This window comes from Pseudonocardia aurantiaca (genome assembly GCF_039526725.1).
Classification (GTDB): Bacteria; Actinomycetota; Actinomycetes; order Mycobacteriales; family Pseudonocardiaceae; genus Pseudonocardia; species Pseudonocardia aurantiaca.
Map to the genome: position 1 here is coordinate 1 of NZ_BAAAJG010000007.1, position 16,704 is coordinate 16,704.

The following is a 16,704-nucleotide window of genomic DNA, read 5'->3' on the forward strand; positions in this document are numbered from 1 at the left end:
GGAAGAACACCGGGGTGTTGTTGCCGACGATGTCGAAGTTGCCCTGGCTGGTGTAGAACCTCAGCGAGAAGCCGCGCGGGTCGCGCCAGGTGTCGGGGCTGCCCCGCTCGCCGGCCACGGTGGAGAACCGGATCAACGTGTCGGTCTTGACGCCCGGCTGGAACACCGCGGCCTTGGTGTAGGCGGACACGTCGCCGGTCACCTCGAAGTGGCCGAACGCGCCGCTGCCCTTGGCGTGCGGCTGGCGCTCCGGGATGCGCTCGCGGTTGAAGTTGGCCATCTGCTCGATCAGGTAGTGGTCCTGCAGCAGGATCGGGCCGTCCGGGCCGACGGTCAGCGAATGGTCGTCACTTGTGACCGGGGCGCCGGCGTCCGTCGTGGTGGGATGGGGCTGCGTGTTCGTCATACTGTGTGTCTCCTTGTAGCGCATTGCGGAGTAGTGCATTGCGTGGAACCTGGAGTTCCGGTTCCGCGCGACGTGACCGGGCGGACGCTGATCACGTCACGGCCTCGGGAGGGCCTCGACGATTTCGACGCCGAGACCGAGGATGTGTGATCCGGGTTGTTTGCCGGGGGCGTCCGGTTGATATCGGGCGCCCCCGGCTGGATCACTTGTCGTCGGGGTTGAGTACGCGGAAGGCGAGTCCGGCAGCGGCGCCGCCGACGAGCTCGGCAACCGGGTAGATCCACCAGGTCGGCCAGGCCAACATGCCCATGAAGCCGGCGCCGAGCGCGACGGCCGGGTTGAACGCACCACCGGAGATCCCACCGACGGCGACGGCACCGACCATGACGGTGAAACCGATCGCGAGGCCGTAGAAGGAGTTCTGCGGGTGGTCCTTGCTGGTGGCTACGTTGCACACGACGTAGGCCAGGGCGAAGGTGAACAGGAGTTCCACCACGAAGGCGGCTCCCAGCGCCTTACCGGGGAGGGTCAGGGCGCCCCCCACCGGCGGGGTGATGACCGCGCGGACGACCTCCGCGGCGACCACGCCGGCGGCGAGCTGCGCGATCCAGTACCCGACGGCTTCACCGAACCCGATCCGCCCCCGCACCAGAACGCCCATGGTCACGGCGGGGTTGAAGTGGCCGCCGGAGACGTGCCCGCCCGCGTAGACCATGACCATGAGAGCGGAGCCGATGGCGATCGGCGCGAGTGGGCTGCCGCTGTACGTGGCCGCGCCGACGGTGAAAACGAGGAAGAACGTCCCGATGAACTCGGCACCTAGATGTCGGGTGACCGCTTGGACGGAGGCATGACTCGTTACCTGTGGGGGGGCGATGACATCCATGACCACGACATTCGCTGTCCGGGGGGCAGTCGTCGATGCAGCCAACGGTCAACTAGCGTCCCCGTCAACCGGAACGCTGGTGTACCTGCTAGCCGTAATTGCGCCGGTCCGGGGCCCGAAGTCGATCGGTATGCGCGCCGTTCGTGACGGCCGTCTCGGCCCGCGAAAAGGCCGGATCCCGCTGTCCGGGCCCGAACAGTCGAGGCCTATGCCGACCGTGCGCATCCCCGCTAGCGGGCGTCCTGCCCTGCTGCTGGCTGGGCCCCTCGGACTCCCGTTGCCCGGTATTCACACCGCGGGGTCGGGGGGCGTTCAATCACCCACTGAGGAGTTGAGACGTGGCCGCCGGCCAAATGCCGGTCGCTGGTTGCTGGCCCAAAGGTTCTGGGTAGCTGGCATGCGCGTGGTCGCCAGGCCTGCGAGGCTGACGACATGGTGCTGCGCTGCCTCCTAGTCGATGACAACCCGCGGTTCCTGGACGCCGCGCGTGGGCTGCTGGAGCGCCAGGGAATCACGGTCGTCGGCATGGCATCGAACAGCGCCGAGGCGCTCCAGCGGGCCGCCGAGCTGCGGCCGGACGTCACATTGGTGGACATCGACCTCGGCGGCGAGAGCGGCGTGGAGCTGGCCAGGCAGCTCGGCCAGACGGGCGACGTCGCCCCCTCGAGCCTGATCCTGATCTCCGCCCACGCCGAGCAGGACTACGTCGAGCTGATCGCGCCGAGCACGGCGGCCGGGTTCCTGTCCAAGTCCGATCTCTCCGCAACCGCCATCCGCGACATGCTCGGCCCGGGTGACGGCGACCACCGCGATCCCGTCAGCGGGTCTCGAGGAAGGTGAGCACCGCCAGGACGCGGCGGTGGTCGTCGTCGGTCTCGGGGAGGCTCAGCTTGGAGAGAATGCTGCGCACGTGCTTCTCGACCGTGCCCTCGGTGATCCACAGCCGGCGGGCGAGGCCTGCGTTGGAGCGCCCCTCTGCCATCAGCGCCAGCACGTCGCGTTCGCGCGCGCTGAGCACGGCGAGCGGGTCGTTGCGGCGGCGGGCCGACACCAGCTCCTGCACCAGGGCGGGGTCCACGACCGAACCCCCCTTGGCGATCCGTTCGAGCGTGTCGATGAACTCCGCCACGTCGCTGACCCGGCTCTTGAGCAGGTAGCCCACTCCCCGCCCGCCGGCCAGCAGCTCCATCGCGTGCTCGACGTCGGTGTGGGCCGAGAGCACCAGGATGCCGGTGTCGGGGAGCTCCTGGCGGATCTCCCGGGCCGCCTCCAGCCCCTCGGTGGTCTGCGTCGGCGGCATCCGGATGTCGACCACCACGAGCTCGGGAACCTCTCTGCGCACGAGCTCGAGGAGCTCCGCGGCGTCGCCGACCTGTCCGACGACGTTGAAGCCCGAGCGGTCGAGCAGGCTGGACAGGCCCTCGCGGAGGAGGACGTCATCTTCGGCCAGGATCACACGCAGCGCGGCCATGGCTCATCCATCCCCGCCCACCGCGGGCCGCGCTCGCTCGGCTTCGTCGTCATGAACAGCATTATGTGCCCGTGCTCGAGCTGTGAGCACGGACGAATGGCGGAGTATCGGACACGCACGAGGGGTAGTAGGGCCGCCACCCCCGAGCCTGCCCCCGCAGCGGCTGATCCGGCGACCCGGCGTCGGGCCTGGTGCACGCCCTGACCGCGACGCCGCGCGTCCCCGGTACTGCCAGCAGGAGTGGTCGACTCCAGCCAGCACCCAGTGCGCGACGGCGGCTGGCGGCGATGCGCGCAGCGGGCGCGGCCGCGACGCTGTTCGGTAAGCAAAGGCCCACTGCGCAGCACGTCGCCTCGTGGCCGACCGATTGGCCGGCGAGCAGCCGGCTTCAGGGGCCTTCGCCGGAGGATCCCGTGTCAGGCGCATCGAGCAGGCCGTGCCCCGAGCTGAGGACGACATCATGAATTGGCTGAGCATCCGGAGTTTCGAACCGGAAAGGTATACCCCGAGCGTGGACTTCACGGTAGTGGTCGGGACCCGAGGCACCGAGTACACGTGCCCGGACGTCGCCGCCGTCGACGCTCACATCGCCGGTCTGTACATGCAGATCGAGGACAACGGCCGGTTGATCCCGAACCTCGTCGAGGAGCTCTGGGCGGACATCGACCTGCTGCTCGAGCGGCGGATGTTCCTGTCGCTGGACCTCCAGGTGAGCGACGCCGCCTGACGGTGGCGCGGAAGGGGGACGGCCATGAGCTTCCAGGTCGTCGTGCGCTGGTTCTGCCGGATCTGCGAGGTCGAGGGGCAGGACATGGACAACGAGCCGAGCTGCTGGTACTGCGGCGGCCGCGTCATCGTGACGGCCAGACCGACGGTCTGGACCGATCAGAGCAGGCCAAGGTGATGACCGTGCCCTCGAACACCATGCCCTCGAACACCGCGCTCTCGAAGGCCGGGCTCTTGAACACCGCCGCCTCCGTCCTTCCCCGGTCGGCCGGCTCCCCGAGCCCGAGACGCGACCTCAGGTCGGCGCCGTTCCTGGCCGCCGCCCGCGGGCAGCGGCCCGCGCACCTGCCGGTGTGGTTCATGCGACAGGCCGGGCGGTCGCTGCCCGAATACCGCGCGCTACGCGCGAACACCGGCATGCTGGAGGCCTGCCTGACCCCGGATCTGACCTGTGAGATCACCCTGCAGCCGGTGCGCAGGCACGGGGTCGACGCAGCGATCCTGTTCAGCGACATCGTGGTGCCGCTGTACGTCGCCGGAGTCGGGGTCGAGATCGTGCCGGGTACCGGGCCGGTGGTCGAGCACCCGGTGCGCACCGCGGCCGATGTGGAGCGCCTGCCCCGCCTGGAGCGGGGGCAGGTCGGTCCGGTCACCGACGCGATCGCGCTGTTGACCGCCGAGCTGGGGCAGACCCCGTTGATCGGCTTCGCAGGCGCGCCGTTCACGCTGGCCTCTTACCTGATCGAGGGCGGCCCGAGCCGCAACCACGCGCGCACCAAGGCGCTGATGCGCTCGGCGCCGCGTGTGTGGCACAGCCTCCTGGGGAGGCTGGCCGACATCACCTCCACGTTCCTGCGGGCGCAGGTCGACGCCGGGGTGGACGCGGTGCAGCTGTTCGACTCCTGGGCGGGCGCGCTGTCCGAGCGCGACTACCGCGAGTTCGTGCTGCCGCATTCGGCGTCGGTGTTGCGCGGGTTGGCCGATGCCGGGGTGCCGCGGATCCACTTCGGGGTCGGGACGGGGGAGCTGCTGGGCGCGATGGCCGAGGCCGGGGCCGATGTGGTCGGGGTGGACTGGCGGGTCCCGGTGGACGTCGCGGCATGGCGGGCCGGACGGACCCGCCCCGTGCAAGGCAACCTGGATCCGGCGGTGCTGTTCGCGGACGCGGGCTCCATCGAGCGCGAGGTCCGGCGGATCGCGGCCGAGGGACGCCGGACGCCGGGGCACGTGTTCAACCTCGGGCACGGGGTGCTGCCGGAGACCGACCCGGACGTCCTCACGTGGCTGGTCGAGCTGGTGCACGAGCAGCCGCTCCTAGACCCGGTCGACCAGCTCCGCAGCTGAGGTTGATCGTTCCGGTCGCGGCGCGTGCGGTCGGAGGCGGCGACTTCCGCGACCTCCGGGACCTCGGCGAGTAGCGAATATTGGTCTGATCGGCCTAACTCACTGCTCTGTCCGGCGCAGGTTCGGTCACGATGCCGCCTGAACCCGGGCCAGGAGTCGCTCCCCGCGCACGGTCTGCGTACGGTGTGTCACCGATCACCGGGGGCGAGATCGGCGTTGCCGCCGATCTCGGGCGGGGGAGGGCACGGGGGCGTGACCGAGGGGGAAGGCTCTGCGTCGGGCAGGATTCCCGGTCCGCTGAGCGCTGCGTTGCGCGCGGCGACGTTCGTCCTGGCGGTGCTCGGCATCGTGCTCGTGGCGATCCCCCCGAACCCGCCCCAGACGCTGTGGCATTGGGCGCAGGTGGTGGGCGGTGCCTCGCTCACCGGGTTCCTCACGACGTTCCAAGGGCGGTACGAGCTCAAGCGGCTGCGGGACTCCGGCACCGTGGTGCTCGACTGGGTCGTTCGCAAGCGCGTGGCGGTCGGGGCGTCGATCGTGCTCACTGCGGGGCTCGTGGTCGGGGTGCCGCCCGCGTGGGAGTTCGCGCGCGGTGTGTCCGTCGACGTCGCGGGGTGCTCCCCGGCCACCCAGCTGCGTCTCGTCGCCAGCCAGGAGACCGTCACGACGGCACGCGAGCTCGCGAGCGCGTACGAGCGGTGGACGGCAGCGGAGAACCACGGTTGCCCCGCGGTGGACGTCTACGTCTACGCCGCGGGAGCAGGCGAGATCCGTGCGCACCTGCAGAGCGCCGACGCGTGGTCGGACCAGAGTGGCGCGCTGCGCGAGATCGGGCCGCGGCCCGACGTCTGGCTCGCCACCACAAGCCACGAGATCGAGGGGATCGAGGCGGCCGCCACGACAACGCCGATCGGCCACTCGCCCGTGGTGGTGGCGGCACCGAAGGCGGTCGCGGGCGAAGAGGAGGGCGAGCGCCGGGACTGGGCCGACCTCTTCCGCCTGCTCACCGACCGGGGCGTCGGTGTCGTCCGCGCCGATCCGAAGGGCAGCGAGCTCGGCCTGCTGGCCACCACACTGCTCTACGGCGCGGGCGGCGCGCGGGGCGAGCGGCAGCTCGCCCCGGCGGAGATCGAGCGGCGCCTCGCGGCGTCCCTCGACGAAGGCGGGTTCCACCTGACCGACGCCCCCGGTCTGCTCTGCCGGCACCGGCTGCTCCGGTCGCAGGCCGCGGTCATCGCGTCCGAGCAGCAGGTCATTCGCTCCAACCTGCGTGAACCGCTCGGTGGATCGTGCGCGCCGCAGGCGGACGCACCGGAGCGGCTGACCCTGCTGTACCCGTCGGACACGCGGAGCGTGGACCACCAGCTCGTGCGCCTCGCGTGGAGCGAACCGCCGCAGGAGGGGGCCGCCAGGGCCTTCGGCGAGTGGTTGCTCAGCGGCCCCGGCCGGGACGCCGTCGTCCGCACGGGCCTGCGGCCGGCCGGCCCGTACTCGTCCGGACCCCCGTTCACGACGGGCGGGGCCGACGCGGGCGCCGCCGTGCCGGAGGGCCCGGTCGGGGCGGCCACGTGGAGCGGCACCGCCACCGCGTACGACCAGGCGCAGCGGCGGGGCCGCGTGCTCTTCGCCGTGGACACCTCGGGGTCGATGGCGACGGCCGGCGCGGAGGGGACCAGGTCCGCGGTCGCGGCGGCGGCGGTCTCCACGGTGCTGCGCCGGATGGGACCGCGCGACGAGTTCGGCCTGTGGCTCTTCCCGGACGCCTCCGGCGCCGGCCACGTCGAGGCCGTCCCGATCGGCCCGCCGGACGAGCCCCGCCACGCACTCGCCCGCCAGGCGCTGGGGGGCGTGCGGCCGGCGGGCGGCACCCCGTTCTTCCGCACGATGATCGACGCGGCCGCGGTCCTGCCCGGCAACGATTCGACGCGCGTCGACGCCGTCGTCGTGCTCACCGACGGCGAGGACACCACCAGCGGCCTCGACGCCGGCGCGGTCGACGCCGCCATCGCCGGCCGCGGCGTCCGGCTCATCGTGGTGACGATCGGCGAGGTCCGCTGTGCCGATGCCGGCCTCAGCGCCATCACCACGGCGACGGCGGGGGACTGCGTCGACGCCGACCTCGCGAACCTCGAGACGGCGCTGAGCACCGCGACCGCAGGACTGTGGGGTGGCCGATGACGTCAGACGACCGGTACCAACATGTCCCCGTCATCTGGGGATCTCTCGGCACGATCTTCGGCGTCGTCGTGGTGCTGCTCGCGACGGCCGTGGCGGCGCTGGTCACCGATCCCACGGCCTTCGAGGACGGCGAGATCGTCGTCCTCAGCGGGCGGGACGACAGCATCGGCGGCCAGCGCCAGGCGCTGATCGACCAGTGGAACGCGCTCCACCCCGACAACCGGGCCCGGATCGTCGAGCTGTCCGAGCTCGCCGACGCGCAGCGGAGCGAGATGCTGGCGCGGGCCCAGTCCGGGCGCGGTGAGATCGACGTCTACAACCTCGACGTCACGTGGACGGCGGAGTTCGCCGAGGCCGGGCACATCAAGAAGCTCGACGAGCCCCGCCCGCAGACCGACGGCTTCCTCGACGGGCCACTCGCGACCTGCCGCTACCACGGGAGCCTCTGGGCCCTCCCGTTCAACACCGACGTCGGGCTCCTCTTCTACCGCTCGGACCTGGTTCCCCACCCCCCGGCCACGTGGGAGCAGCTGGAGGCCGACGTCCAGCGCGTGCGCGAGGAGACCGGCAACGCGGTCGACGGCTACGCCGGGCAGCTCGCCGACTACGAGGGTCTGACGGTCACCGCGCTGGAGGCGATGTGGGGCGCGGGCGGATCGGTCGTCGACGACGAGGGCGAGGTCGTGGACGGGGCTCCGTTCCAGGCGGCGATGGCGGGGCTCGGGCGGCTCCGGGCGATCGCGCCGGCCGGGGTGCCCGCACTGGACGAGACGGAGAGTCTCTCGCTCTTCCGGTCGGGCCGGGCGCTGTTCATGCGCAACTGGCCGGTGGCCTACCGCTCGCTGACGCAGGACGCGGAGGGCGGGTCGCCGCTGCAGATCGGCGTCGCGCCGCTGCCCGGCCAGCTGGACGTCCTCCCGGGGAAGGGAGTGCTCGGCGGGCAGAACCTCGCCGTGTCGGCCCTCTCCACCCGTCCCCGCGCGGCGCAGGCGCTGATCGAGTTCCTCACCAGCGAGCGCAGCCAGCAGTTGCTGTTCGAGCGCGGCGGGCTGCCCGCCACGCGCGAGGTCGTCTACTTCGACCAGGGCGTCCGGGACAACCACCCGTACACCGAGACGCTGCGCGACGCAATCGACGACGCGCGGCTCCGCCCGGTCGAGCCGCACTACGCGCGATTCAGCGAGGTGTTCCGGGCCGCGGTCGAGGGCTACCTCCGGCGGGGCACGGAGATCCCGGACGGCTTCCCGGAGCAGCTCGCGCACGCGCTCCAGGGCCGGTCGGCACCGCCCGGCGAGGGCTAGTGCGGTGGCCACGAACGTTGCCGGGGTGATCGCGGGATCAGAACGGCGCCTCGCAAGGCGCCCCCGCACCCTCGTACCGGGCGTACTTGGGTGCGGGGGCAACGCGGCGAGGCGTCGTTCTGGCCCGCGAGGACCCGGTGGACGTTTGTGGCCACCGCACTCGGAACCTCGGCGCGGTTGCCACATGCGACACGCCTTTTCGTGTGCGCGCCGCGGCCCACAACTCCGCGCTGTGCCGATACCCTCGTACCGATGAGGGCCAGACATCACGGTCGGGGATGTGGAACGGTGGGCGTAACACGGTGAGAAGGCTTCTCGGGTTGATCGTGATCGCCCTCCTGGTTTTCTGGGTCCTAGCGCAGCCGGCCAGCGCCGCCGACACGATTCAGAATCTCGCCCTCATCCTCCGGGACGCGGCCGAGTCGGTGATTAGCTTCTTCACTCGGCTCGTTCAGTAGCTGTCCGCACCCGGACAGCCGCTTGTCGAGACATGGCAAATTGGATCCGGCCCGGAGAAGTCAGTGCCGTTGCACGTGCTGCCAGACTTGCCCCGGGGTGAACTCGAACATCCGGCGTCGATCGGGATTGGTCGAGAACCGTTCGGACGAAAACGCCGTCGTCCTCACCACAGGGTGTCCAGCCTGATCGGCAGGTTGCGCACGCGCACGCCGGTGGCGTGGTGCACCGCGTTCGCCACGGCGGCCGCGGCCCCCGTGATGCCGACCTCGCCCACCCCGAGCAGGCCCAGCGGCATCGTCGGGTCGGGCTCGTCAAGGTAGGAGACGTCCATATGGGGCACGTCGGCCTGCACCGGCACGTGGTACTCCGCGAGGCCGGGGTTCATGATCCGCCCGGTCCGCGGGTCCACGAGCGTCTCCTCCGTGAGCGCCGTGCCGATCCCCATCACGATGCCCCCGCGCAGCTGGCTGGTCGCCGTCTTCGCGTTGATCACCGTGCCGACGTCGAACACCGACACCCAGCGCGACACCCGCACCTCACCGGTGTCCTCGTCCACGAGCACCTCGCAGAAGTGCGCGCCCGTGGCCGCGCGGACCCAGCGCCTGCGGTCGTTCACCATGCCGCCGATGAACCGCACCATGCCGGCGGCCCGGCCCAGCCGTGTGTCGGAGCCGACCCGGGCCTCCAGCGCAGGGCGTGCGGCGCGCGTGAGGATGGCGGCGTAGCTCTCACCGTCGCCCGGCCGCCCGCTGAGGTAGAGCCCGCCGTCACGGGCCTCCAGCTCGGTGAGCCGCCGCCCGCGCAGCGGCGACCCGGGCGAGCGCGTGGCCAGCGCGAGGGCCGACCGCCGGAGCTCCTCGCACGCCCGCAACACGCCCGCGGCCACGGAGGCCGTCTGGGCGGACCCGCCCGCGCCGGGGCCGATCGGCAGGTCGGTGTCGCCGTACTCCACGGTGACGGCGTCGACGGGCACGCCGAGCGCGTCGGCCGCGATCTGCGCCTGCGCGGTGGCCGCACCCACGCCGATCTCGTGGAACCCGCAGCGGACGAGCACCCGGCCGTCGGCGCCGAGCCGGACCGCGACGTTGGCCGGCACGCGGAACGGGATGTGGAAAGCGCTGGCCACACCCCACCCGACGAGCTTGGTGCCGTCGCGCATCGAACGCGGCTGTGGGGACCGGCCTGCCCAGCCGAAGCGCTCCGCGCCGCGCGCGTAGGCCGCGCGCAGGTTCCGGCGGGAGAACTGCTTGCCGCTCAGCGGGTCGCGGTCGGGTTCGTTGCGCATGCGCAGCTCGATCGGGTCCACCCCGAGCTCGACGGCCAGCGCGTCGACGGCCGTCTCCAGTGCGAACGTGCCGATCGCCTCTCCGGGCGCCCGCATCGGCGTGTTCGAGATGACGTCGAGTGTGACCGTGCTGTGCCGGATGAGGATGTTCTGCGCGGCGTAGAGGTGGCGCGACTGCGAACCGACGGGCTCCGGTGCGCCGCCCGTCCGGCCGATCCGGGACACTCCGGTGTGGACGAGCGCCGTGAGGGTTCCGTCCCGTTCGGCGCCGAGCGCCACCCGCTGCACCGACGGGGTGCGCCCGCCGACCGTGCGATACACGCCCTCCCTCGTGAGCATCATCCGCACCGGGCGGCCGGTCACCCTGGCGGCGAGCGCGGTGAGGATCGTGCCCGGCCAGACCATGGACTTGCCGCCGAAGCCGCCGCCGACGTGCTCGGCGAGCACCCGCACCCCGTCGCTCGGCACGCCGAACTTCAGCGCGAGGTGACGGCGCACCCAGTCGATGTTCTGCGTGGAGTCGTGGACGGTCAGCCGGTTGCCCTCCCACACCGCGGTGGTGGCGTGCGGTTCGAGCGCGTTGTGGTTCTGTGGCGGGGTGGTGAACGTCAGGTCGACGCGCACAGGTGCGGCGGCAAGCGCGGCCTCGGCGTCCCCCTTCTTCGCCTCGGCAGGCATGAGTGGGTTGCCCGCGGCCACGGTGGCGGTTCCCTGCGCGGCGGCGAAGTCCACCGTCGCCGGCAGCTCCTGGTAGGTGACCTTCACCAGACGCGCCGCCGCGAGCGCCGCGTCGAGGGTCTCGGCGACGACAACCGCGACCGGCTGGCCGTCCCAGTGCACCTCGTCGGTGTTCAGGTAGTTGACGCTCGTCCCAGGCGCCAGCGAGCTGAGGTTCAGCATGCTCTGGCGGGGCGTCGGCGCCATCTGCGGCGCATTTCGGTGGGTAAGGACGGCGAGCACACCGTCGAGGGCCTCCGCGGCCGCCGTGTCGAGTCCGGTGATCCGGCCCCTCGTGATCTCGGCGTGCACGAGCGCGGCGTGCGCGAGGCCGGGGTAGGGGTACTCGGCGGCGTACCGGGCCGCGCCGCTGGTCTTGGCCACGCCGTCGATGCGGTCGAGCGGCCTGCCGACGGCGGGACCTGTGCTCGTGGCCTGCCGGTCGATCGGGCGGGTGCGCTCCGGTGCCTGGGTCATGCCGCGCTCCCGTCGGTGAGCAGCTGCCGCAGCGTCGCCACGATCGTGCGCTGCGCCAGCTCGATCTTGAACTCGTTCTCCGGCCTGCCGACGGCGGGCGCCAGCTCGGCCGCGGCCGCCATACGGAACGACTCGTCCGTCGGAGGAGCGCCTAGCAGCGCGCGCTCGGCCTCGTGCGCGCGCCACGGCTTGGGGGCGACCCCGCCGAGCGCCAGCCTGACGTCCGTGATCTCGCCGTTCCGCACGTCGAGCGCCGCGGCCACCGACACGAGGGCGAACGCGTAGGAGGCGCGGTCGCGCACCTTGCGGTAGCGGGAGGTCGCGGCCACCGGCGCGGCCGGCAGTTCGACGGCGGTGATCAGCTCGTCGGCCGCCAGGTCGGTCTCGACGTGCGGGGTGTCGCCGGGCAGGCGGTACAGCTGTTCGAGCGGGAAGCGGCGGGTGCCGCGCACGCTCTCCACCTCGACCACGGCGTCGAGCGCGGCGAGCGCGACCGCCATGTCCGACGGATGGGCGGCGATGCAGCTCTCGCTGGTGCCGAGCACCGCGGTACCCCGGTGGAACCCGCCGGCCGCGTCGCAGCCGCTGCCCGGAACGCGCTTGTTGCAAGCCGCCGCGCCGTCGTAGAAGTAGAAGCAGCGGGTGCGCTGCAGGAGGGTTGCCGCCAACCGTCGCCATGTTGCGCAGCTGCCCCGACGCGCCGGACAGGATCGCCTGGGCGAGTACGGGGTAGCGGCTGCGGACGAGCGGGTGCGCCGCCAGGTGGCTGTTGCGCACCAGCGCCCCGATCCGCAGTGTTCCGTCCAACAGCTCGTCCACGCCGGTGAGCGGCAGGGCGGAGATGTCGACGACCGTCGCCGGTCGCTCGACGTCGGCCCGCATGAGATCGACCAGGTTGGTGCCGCCGCCCAGGAACTTCGCGTCCGGTTCGGCGGCGATCGTGCGCACCGCCGTCTCGACGTCGGGTGCGCTCACGTACGCGAAGGGCCTCATCGCGCGACCCGCGCGATCGCCGAGGTGATGCCGTCGTAGGCGCCGCAGCGGCAGAGGTTGCCGCTCATCCGCTCCTTGATCTCGGCGTCGGACAGCTCCGCGGGGCCGGCTGCCAGGTGGGGGGTGACCGCGCTCGGGGCGCCCGCGCGGTGCTCGGCCAGCATGCCGATCGCCGAGCAGATCTGGCCCGAGGTGCAGTAGCCGCACTGGAACCCGTCCTCGGCTACGAACGCGTCCTGCAGCGGGTGGCGCTCCTGCGAGCCGACCCCCTCTATCGTGGTGATCTCGCGCTCGGCGTACTGCACGGCGAGCGCGAGGCAGGCGTTGATCCGCTCGCCGTCGACGAGGACGGTGCACGCGCCGCAGGCGCCCTGGTTGCAGCCCTTCTTGGTGCCGGTCAGCCCCAGGTGCTCGCGCAGGGCGTCGAGCAGGCTGACCCGTGGTTCGAGCTCGAGGAGCTCAGTCGATCCGTTGACTCGCAGCTTCACCGCAACCACGTGGGACTCCGTCCTGGTGCGTTCAACTCGGTGACCCGACGATAGGGCAACACCGTTCCGTTAACAAGAGAACGGCGTTGCCCTAACTATGGATTATGGTCTTGAGGTGAGCACGAAGGGGGCTGCCTTCCTGCGGGCCCGCCGGCCCGAGCACAAGCGGCAACGCTACGACGCGATCCTCGACGCCGCGCGCGAGCTGGCCACGGCCGAGAGTGTGAACGCGGTCAGCCTGGCGGGCATCGCCGAGCGCGTCGGCATGCACAAGTCGGCGCTCCTGCGCTACTTCGAGACGCGTGAGGAGATCTTCCTGCGGCTCGCCGAGGTCGAGTGGCGGGAGTGGGCCGACGCCCTCGTCGCCGCCCTGGCGGACATCGGACCCGGCGGCGGGGCCGAGCGGATCGCCGACACGCTGGGCCGCTCGTTCAGCGACCGGCCACTGTTCTGTCAGCTCCTGCTGCACTCGCCCCTCACCCTGGAGCGCAACGTCTCCCTCGACGTCGTTCGCGGGTTCAAGCAGGCTGCGATGGGTGCGGTGGACGACGTGGCGGGCGCCCTGCACGGGGCGCTGCCGGTGCTCGGGCGGGACGCCTCCTTCGAGCTGCTGGCCATGACCGGCATCGTTGCGTCCGGGATGTGGCAGGCGGCCAACCCGCCGCCCGCGGTCGTCGCGGTACAGGCGGAGCTCGCGTGCACCGGTGCCTCCGCCATGGCGCCGGAGATGCCGGACTTCCACGACGCAGTGGTCCGGTTCGTGCGGGTGTACCTCGCGGGCCTCCTCGGCGCGGACTGACCTTCCTGGGGAACTGCTGAGAACTCCCGCGCCGGAACCCGTGCGAGCAGTATCTTGGCGCTGGCAAGATGGTCGTGGCGGCACCGCCACTCCTCCGCCGTCCTCGTGATCCGCGCATCCAGGAGGCCCCAGACCATGCCCCGCCGTGCCGAGACGGTGCTGACCGTCATCGTCCTGATCGCACTGCCGACCGTCATGTACGGCGGCTACTCCTTGCTCGGCCTGCAGACCGCGGGGAACCTGACCGAGTTCCAGACCACCTACTTCCGGGCCGGCCACGCGCACGCGGGCGTGCTGCTCGTGATGACGCTCGCCGCGCTCAACGCTGCCGGTCGCTTCGGCCTGCCTGAGCGCCTGATCTGGCCGTCCGGGATCATGCTGCTCGTGGGGACGCTCGCCCAGTCCGGCGGCATGTTCCTGCACATGGTGCTCGGCGCGCCTGGTGAGTGGTCGGCAGGCAACACGGTCACGACCGTGGGCGCGGTGGTGCTCGTCGCGGGCTTCGTGACGCTGATCTACGGTGTGATCGCGAGCCGCTCCCGCGAACGCGTCACGATCTGATGAGCGGAACTCGCGTCGCAACCAATGCATCGAAATTGGGTGGAGTCAACAGATCAAAGGTAGTAGGTCGGGAGCTTTTATTTCGGGCACCGGCAGCCGCCCGATATCGTTCCCTCGAATGTGCGTACACCTCGGGCCCGGTGGGCCGCCCCGATTCTGATCGCCATCGTCATGGCGCCGTTAGGCGCGCTGCCCGCAGCGGCCGTGCCCGCCATCCCATCTACTAATCCGGACCGTACCCAGAACACTCCGATTCAGAGTTACGTGGCACTCGGCGACTCCTATGCGTCAGGCAGGCTCATCCCGCCGATGACCAGCGACCCGGCGGGGTGCGAGCGGTCGGGCCGCAACTATCCGTCCTTCGTGGCGGAGACGCTCGGCATCGCGGATTTCCGCGACGTCAGCTGCGCCGGCGCCACGACCACGGAGCAGTTCACGAACCCGCAGCCCGTCCCGGGCGGCGTGAACCCTCCCCAGTTCGACGCGCTGACGCCGAATACGGAGCTCGTGACCCTGACGATCGGCGGCTTCGACATCGGCTTCGACGAAATCCTCCGCGAATGCAGCACCCGCTCACCGCAGCAACCCACCGGGAGCGCCTGCCGCGACTTCTACGACCGAGACGGCGACGAGATCACCCGGCGGATCAAGGCCACCGCCCCTGACATCGACGCTGCGCTCGCCGGGATCGGCGAGCGCTCCCCTGACGCGCGGGTGCTCGTGGTCGGGTACCCGACGCTGCTCCCGGACCGCGGTCCCGGCTGCTTCCCCGAGCTGCCGTTGAGTCCCCGCGACGTGGCCTACCTGCGCGGGGTCGAGAAGCAGCTCAACGCGATGCTCGAAGACCGGGCCAAGGCGGCAGACGTCGAGTACGTCGACACGTACACCCCCAGCATCGGCCACGACTTGTGCCAGCCCCCCGGCTTAAGGTGGATCGAGGGTTTCGCCCCCGTTTCCCCCGCTGCCCCGGTGACCCCGAACGCCCTCGGCATGGCCCAGGTCGCCCGGATCGTCGCCGAGGCTGTGGCCGACAACGAGGACTGACCACGCCACTGCGCCCCGCCGGGCGAACGGCCCGGCGGGGCGCAGTGGTTGGCCCAGTGGTTGGCTCAGTGGCCGGCCCAGCTCAGTCCCGCGCGAAGATTCCCGGGCCCGGGGTCAGGATGCCCTCGGGATCGTACTTCCGCTTGGCCCGACGCAGCGTCGACCAGTAGCTCCCGTACTGCCGCCGCCAGTCCTCCGGGGAGAACGGCGTCGAGCCCATCGGGTAGCGCGTGCCTCCGACGGCGCGGGCCCGCTCGAACAGGTCGCGGTTGCGGGCCAGCATGCGCTCGGTGAAGGCCGGGTCAGGCCCCGGCCGGCCCGAGGACGTCAGCACGTCGAACAGGTAGACCCACGGGCTGCCGTCCGGCTCGGGAATCCGGAACATCGGCCGGGTCAGCCGCGAGCGGTGCGTGCGGAACAGGAACACGGTGCCGGTCACGCCGACCTGGTCGACGTTGAGCGTCGGGATCACCTCGCCGACGTACTGCTCGACCGCCTCCTCGGGAAGGATGACGTCCGACCACGGCTTGATCAGGTTGTCCCAGTCGTGGTCGCGCTGCCAACCCTCGACCAACGAGTCGTAGCGGCAGGCCCAGTCGCGGTAGCTGCCGTCGGTGATCGTCTGCTGCGTCGGGGTCAGTCCGCGCAGCAGGGCCGCGTCGTCGGGCGGCTCGGCCGGGTCGAACCACTTCACCATGTTGAGCGCGTACACGACCCGGCTGCCGTCGGGCACGAGCGGGAAGAGCGCGTACGCGCCGTCCATCTCGCCGCGGTCGGTCACTGCCCGGAAGTCGCGGAAGAACGTCGCGTTGTCGTTGTAGAACAGGATGTAGGTCCGTGACTTCGGCTTGGCCGGGACGAGGTCGACCACGGCCTTGGTGATGATGCCGACCTGGCCGAGCCCGGCCAGCGCGGTGTCGAACAGGTCGGAGCGGCGGCGCCGGGAGCACCGGACGACCTCGCCCTCGCCGGTCACGACCTCCAGCTCCTTGACCCGGTCGGCCTGGATGCCCTCGCGGTTGTTGGCGGGGACGCCGCCCATGGAGAGCGTGCCACCGATGGAGAGCCCGGCGAACGTCACGAGCAGGGGCGGGGTGAGGCCGTGGGGGAGGGCGGCGTCGAGGAGCTCCCGCCACCAGACGCCGGGGCCGACCTCGGCGCTGTCACGGCCGATCCGGTGGATCGTGCTCAGGCCGCGGCTGTCGATCAGCAGACCGGGGGTGAGGCCCGTCCCGAACGTGCTGTGGCCCTGCCCGCGCATCGACACCGGGATCCGCCTGCGCGCGCAGAACCGGACCATCTCCTGGACGTCGCGGGTCGAGCCCGGGGTGAGCACTGCGTCGGGGCGCTGGGTCACGTGGCGGCCGAGGTCCTGCGCGTACCTGTCCCGGGTCGGGATGTCCAGGTGCACCGTGCCGTCGAGCCGGGGCAGCTCGTCGAACGGGCCGGCCGCCGCGGCCTGGGTGACCCACGCGCCGCTCGTCCCGAACCCGACGACGAGCGCGGTCGTGCCCGCGCCCCGCAGTAGCGTGCGCCTGTCGATCATGACGCCCTGGCCGCGACCACTGC

15 protein-coding genes and 1 pseudogene are annotated in these 16,704 nt (G+C 71.5%); 9 read left to right on the forward strand and 7 right to left on the reverse strand.

The genetic code is table 11. The features are described from left to right. Positions 1-406: catalase (locus tag ABD143_RS09130; protein WP_343974205.1), on the reverse strand; the 406-nt coding region annotated here is incomplete at its 3' end. A gap of 202 nt (positions 407-608) precedes the next feature. Then, positions 609-1,292: an MIP/aquaporin family protein gene (locus tag ABD143_RS09135; protein WP_343974210.1), complete on the reverse strand. Its 684-nt coding sequence runs from the start codon at positions 1,290-1,292 to the stop codon at positions 609-611. 432 nt (positions 1,293-1,724) lie between these two features. On the opposite strand from ABD143_RS09135, the gene ABD143_RS09140 reads away from it, so the two are divergent. Continuing rightward, a complete protein-coding gene (locus ABD143_RS09140; protein WP_343974213.1) occupies positions 1,725-2,132 on the forward strand; it encodes a response regulator transcription factor in 408 nt (135 codons plus the stop codon). Here ABD143_RS09140 and ABD143_RS09145 read toward each other — a convergent pair. Then, positions 2,110-2,763, reverse strand: a complete 654-nt coding sequence (locus ABD143_RS09145) for a response regulator (protein ID WP_379659876.1) — start codon at positions 2,761-2,763, stop codon at positions 2,110-2,112. The two genes, ABD143_RS09140 and ABD143_RS09145, sit on opposite strands and share 23 nt — an antisense overlap. Positions 2,764-3,274: 511 nt before the next feature. On the opposite strand from ABD143_RS09145, the gene ABD143_RS09150 reads away from it, so the two are divergent. The 5 genes from ABD143_RS09150 to ABD143_RS09170 all read left to right on the forward strand — a co-directional run bounded on the left by ABD143_RS09150 (position 3,275) and on the right by ABD143_RS09170 (position 8,312). Beyond that, positions 3,275-3,490: a hypothetical protein gene (locus tag ABD143_RS09150; RefSeq protein ID WP_343974216.1), complete on the forward strand. Its 216-nt coding sequence runs from the start codon at positions 3,275-3,277 to the stop codon at positions 3,488-3,490. 24 nt (positions 3,491-3,514) lie between these two features. Next, a complete protein-coding gene (locus ABD143_RS09155; protein ID WP_343974219.1) occupies positions 3,515-3,667 on the forward strand; it encodes a hypothetical protein in 153 nt (50 codons plus the stop codon). A gap of 20 nt (positions 3,668-3,687) precedes the next feature. Continuing rightward, on the forward strand, positions 3,688-4,833 hold the full coding sequence (gene hemE, locus ABD143_RS09160) for a uroporphyrinogen decarboxylase (RefSeq protein WP_343974623.1): 1,146 nt from the start codon (positions 3,688-3,690) through the stop codon (positions 4,831-4,833). A 252-nt stretch (positions 4,834-5,085) separates the two neighbouring features. Further along, positions 5,086-7,011 carry a substrate-binding domain-containing protein gene (locus ABD143_RS09165; RefSeq protein ID WP_343974221.1) on the forward strand — a complete coding sequence of 642 codons (1,926 nt, stop codon included), beginning with the start codon at positions 5,086-5,088 and terminating at the stop codon, positions 7,009-7,011. After that, entirely contained in the window at positions 7,008-8,312 is a 1,305-nt protein-coding gene (locus tag ABD143_RS09170) for an ABC transporter substrate-binding protein (protein ID WP_343974225.1), read from the forward strand. The genes ABD143_RS09165 and ABD143_RS09170 overlap by 4 nt, the downstream gene beginning before the upstream one ends. Before the next feature lie 622 nt (positions 8,313-8,934). On the opposite strand, the gene ABD143_RS09175 is transcribed toward ABD143_RS09170, so the two are convergent. From ABD143_RS09175 to ABD143_RS09185, 3 genes and pseudogenes are all read right to left on the reverse strand, one after another. Beyond that, positions 8,935-11,250 carry a xanthine dehydrogenase family protein molybdopterin-binding subunit gene (locus tag ABD143_RS09175; protein WP_343974228.1) on the reverse strand — a complete coding sequence of 772 codons (2,316 nt, stop codon included), beginning with the start codon at positions 11,248-11,250 and terminating at the stop codon, positions 8,935-8,937. Then, positions 11,247-12,243, reverse strand: a pseudogene (locus tag ABD143_RS09180) (FAD binding domain-containing protein). Before ABD143_RS09180 ends, ABD143_RS09175 begins: the two are co-directional and overlap by 4 nt. Further along, the gene (locus tag ABD143_RS09185; protein WP_343974231.1) at positions 12,240-12,740 is read right to left on the reverse strand and encodes a 2Fe-2S iron-sulfur cluster-binding protein; all 501 of its coding nucleotides are present in this window, start codon (positions 12,738-12,740) and stop codon (positions 12,240-12,242) included. The pseudogene ABD143_RS09180 and the gene ABD143_RS09185 overlap by 4 nt, the downstream one beginning before the upstream one ends. Before the next feature lie 106 nt (positions 12,741-12,846). Here ABD143_RS09185 and ABD143_RS09190 point away from each other — a divergent pair, with 106 nt between their 5' ends. The 3 genes from ABD143_RS09190 to ABD143_RS09200 all read left to right on the forward strand — a co-directional run bounded on the left by ABD143_RS09190 (position 12,847) and on the right by ABD143_RS09200 (position 15,135). Next, positions 12,847-13,530 carry a TetR/AcrR family transcriptional regulator gene (locus tag ABD143_RS09190; protein ID WP_343974237.1) on the forward strand — a complete coding sequence of 228 codons (684 nt, stop codon included), beginning with the start codon at positions 12,847-12,849 and terminating at the stop codon, positions 13,528-13,530. A 135-nt stretch (positions 13,531-13,665) separates the two neighbouring features. Next, a complete protein-coding gene (locus ABD143_RS09195) occupies positions 13,666-14,091 on the forward strand; it encodes a hypothetical protein (protein WP_343974240.1) in 426 nt (141 codons plus the stop codon). A 171-nt stretch (positions 14,092-14,262) separates the two neighbouring features. Then, entirely contained in the window at positions 14,263-15,135 is an 873-nt protein-coding gene (locus ABD143_RS09200; protein WP_343974626.1) for an SGNH/GDSL hydrolase family protein, read from the forward strand. Positions 15,136-15,217: 82 nt separating this feature from the next. Here ABD143_RS09200 and ABD143_RS09205 read toward each other — a convergent pair whose 3' ends face one another. Next, positions 15,218-16,681, reverse strand: a complete 1,464-nt coding sequence (locus ABD143_RS09205; protein WP_343974243.1) for an FAD-binding protein — start codon at positions 16,679-16,681, stop codon at positions 15,218-15,220. Positions 16,682-16,704: the final 23 nt, after the last annotated feature.

What these genes read in the sequence shown, in the direction of transcription:
- ABD143_RS09135 (WP_343974210.1), bottom strand. Translation starts at nt 1,292, where the DNA reads ATGGATGTCATCGCCCCCCCACAGGTAACGAGTCATGCCTCCGTCCAA.
- ABD143_RS09140 (WP_343974213.1), top strand. Translation starts at nt 1,725, where the DNA reads ATGGTGCTGCGCTGCCTCCTAGTCGATGACAACCCGCGGTTCCTGGAC.
- ABD143_RS09145 (WP_379659876.1), bottom strand. Translation starts at nt 2,763, where the DNA reads ATGGCCGCGCTGCGTGTGATCCTGGCCGAAGATGACGTCCTCCTCCGC.
- ABD143_RS09155 (WP_343974219.1), top strand. Translation starts at nt 3,515, where the DNA reads ATGAGCTTCCAGGTCGTCGTGCGCTGGTTCTGCCGGATCTGCGAGGTC.
- hemE (WP_343974623.1), top strand. Translation starts at nt 3,688, where the DNA reads ATGCCCTCGAACACCGCGCTCTCGAAGGCCGGGCTCTTGAACACCGCC.
- ABD143_RS09170 (WP_343974225.1), top strand. Translation starts at nt 7,008, where the DNA reads ATGACGTCAGACGACCGGTACCAACATGTCCCCGTCATCTGGGGATCT.
- ABD143_RS09175 (WP_343974228.1), bottom strand. Translation starts at nt 11,250, where the DNA reads ATGACCCAGGCACCGGAGCGCACCCGCCCGATCGACCGGCAGGCCACG.
- ABD143_RS09195 (WP_343974240.1), top strand. Translation starts at nt 13,666, where the DNA reads ATGCCCCGCCGTGCCGAGACGGTGCTGACCGTCATCGTCCTGATCGCA.
- ABD143_RS09200 (WP_343974626.1), top strand. Translation starts at nt 14,263, where the DNA reads ATGGCGCCGTTAGGCGCGCTGCCCGCAGCGGCCGTGCCCGCCATCCCA.
- ABD143_RS09205 (WP_343974243.1), bottom strand. Translation starts at nt 16,681, where the DNA reads ATGATCGACAGGCGCACGCTACTGCGGGGCGCGGGCACGACCGCGCTC.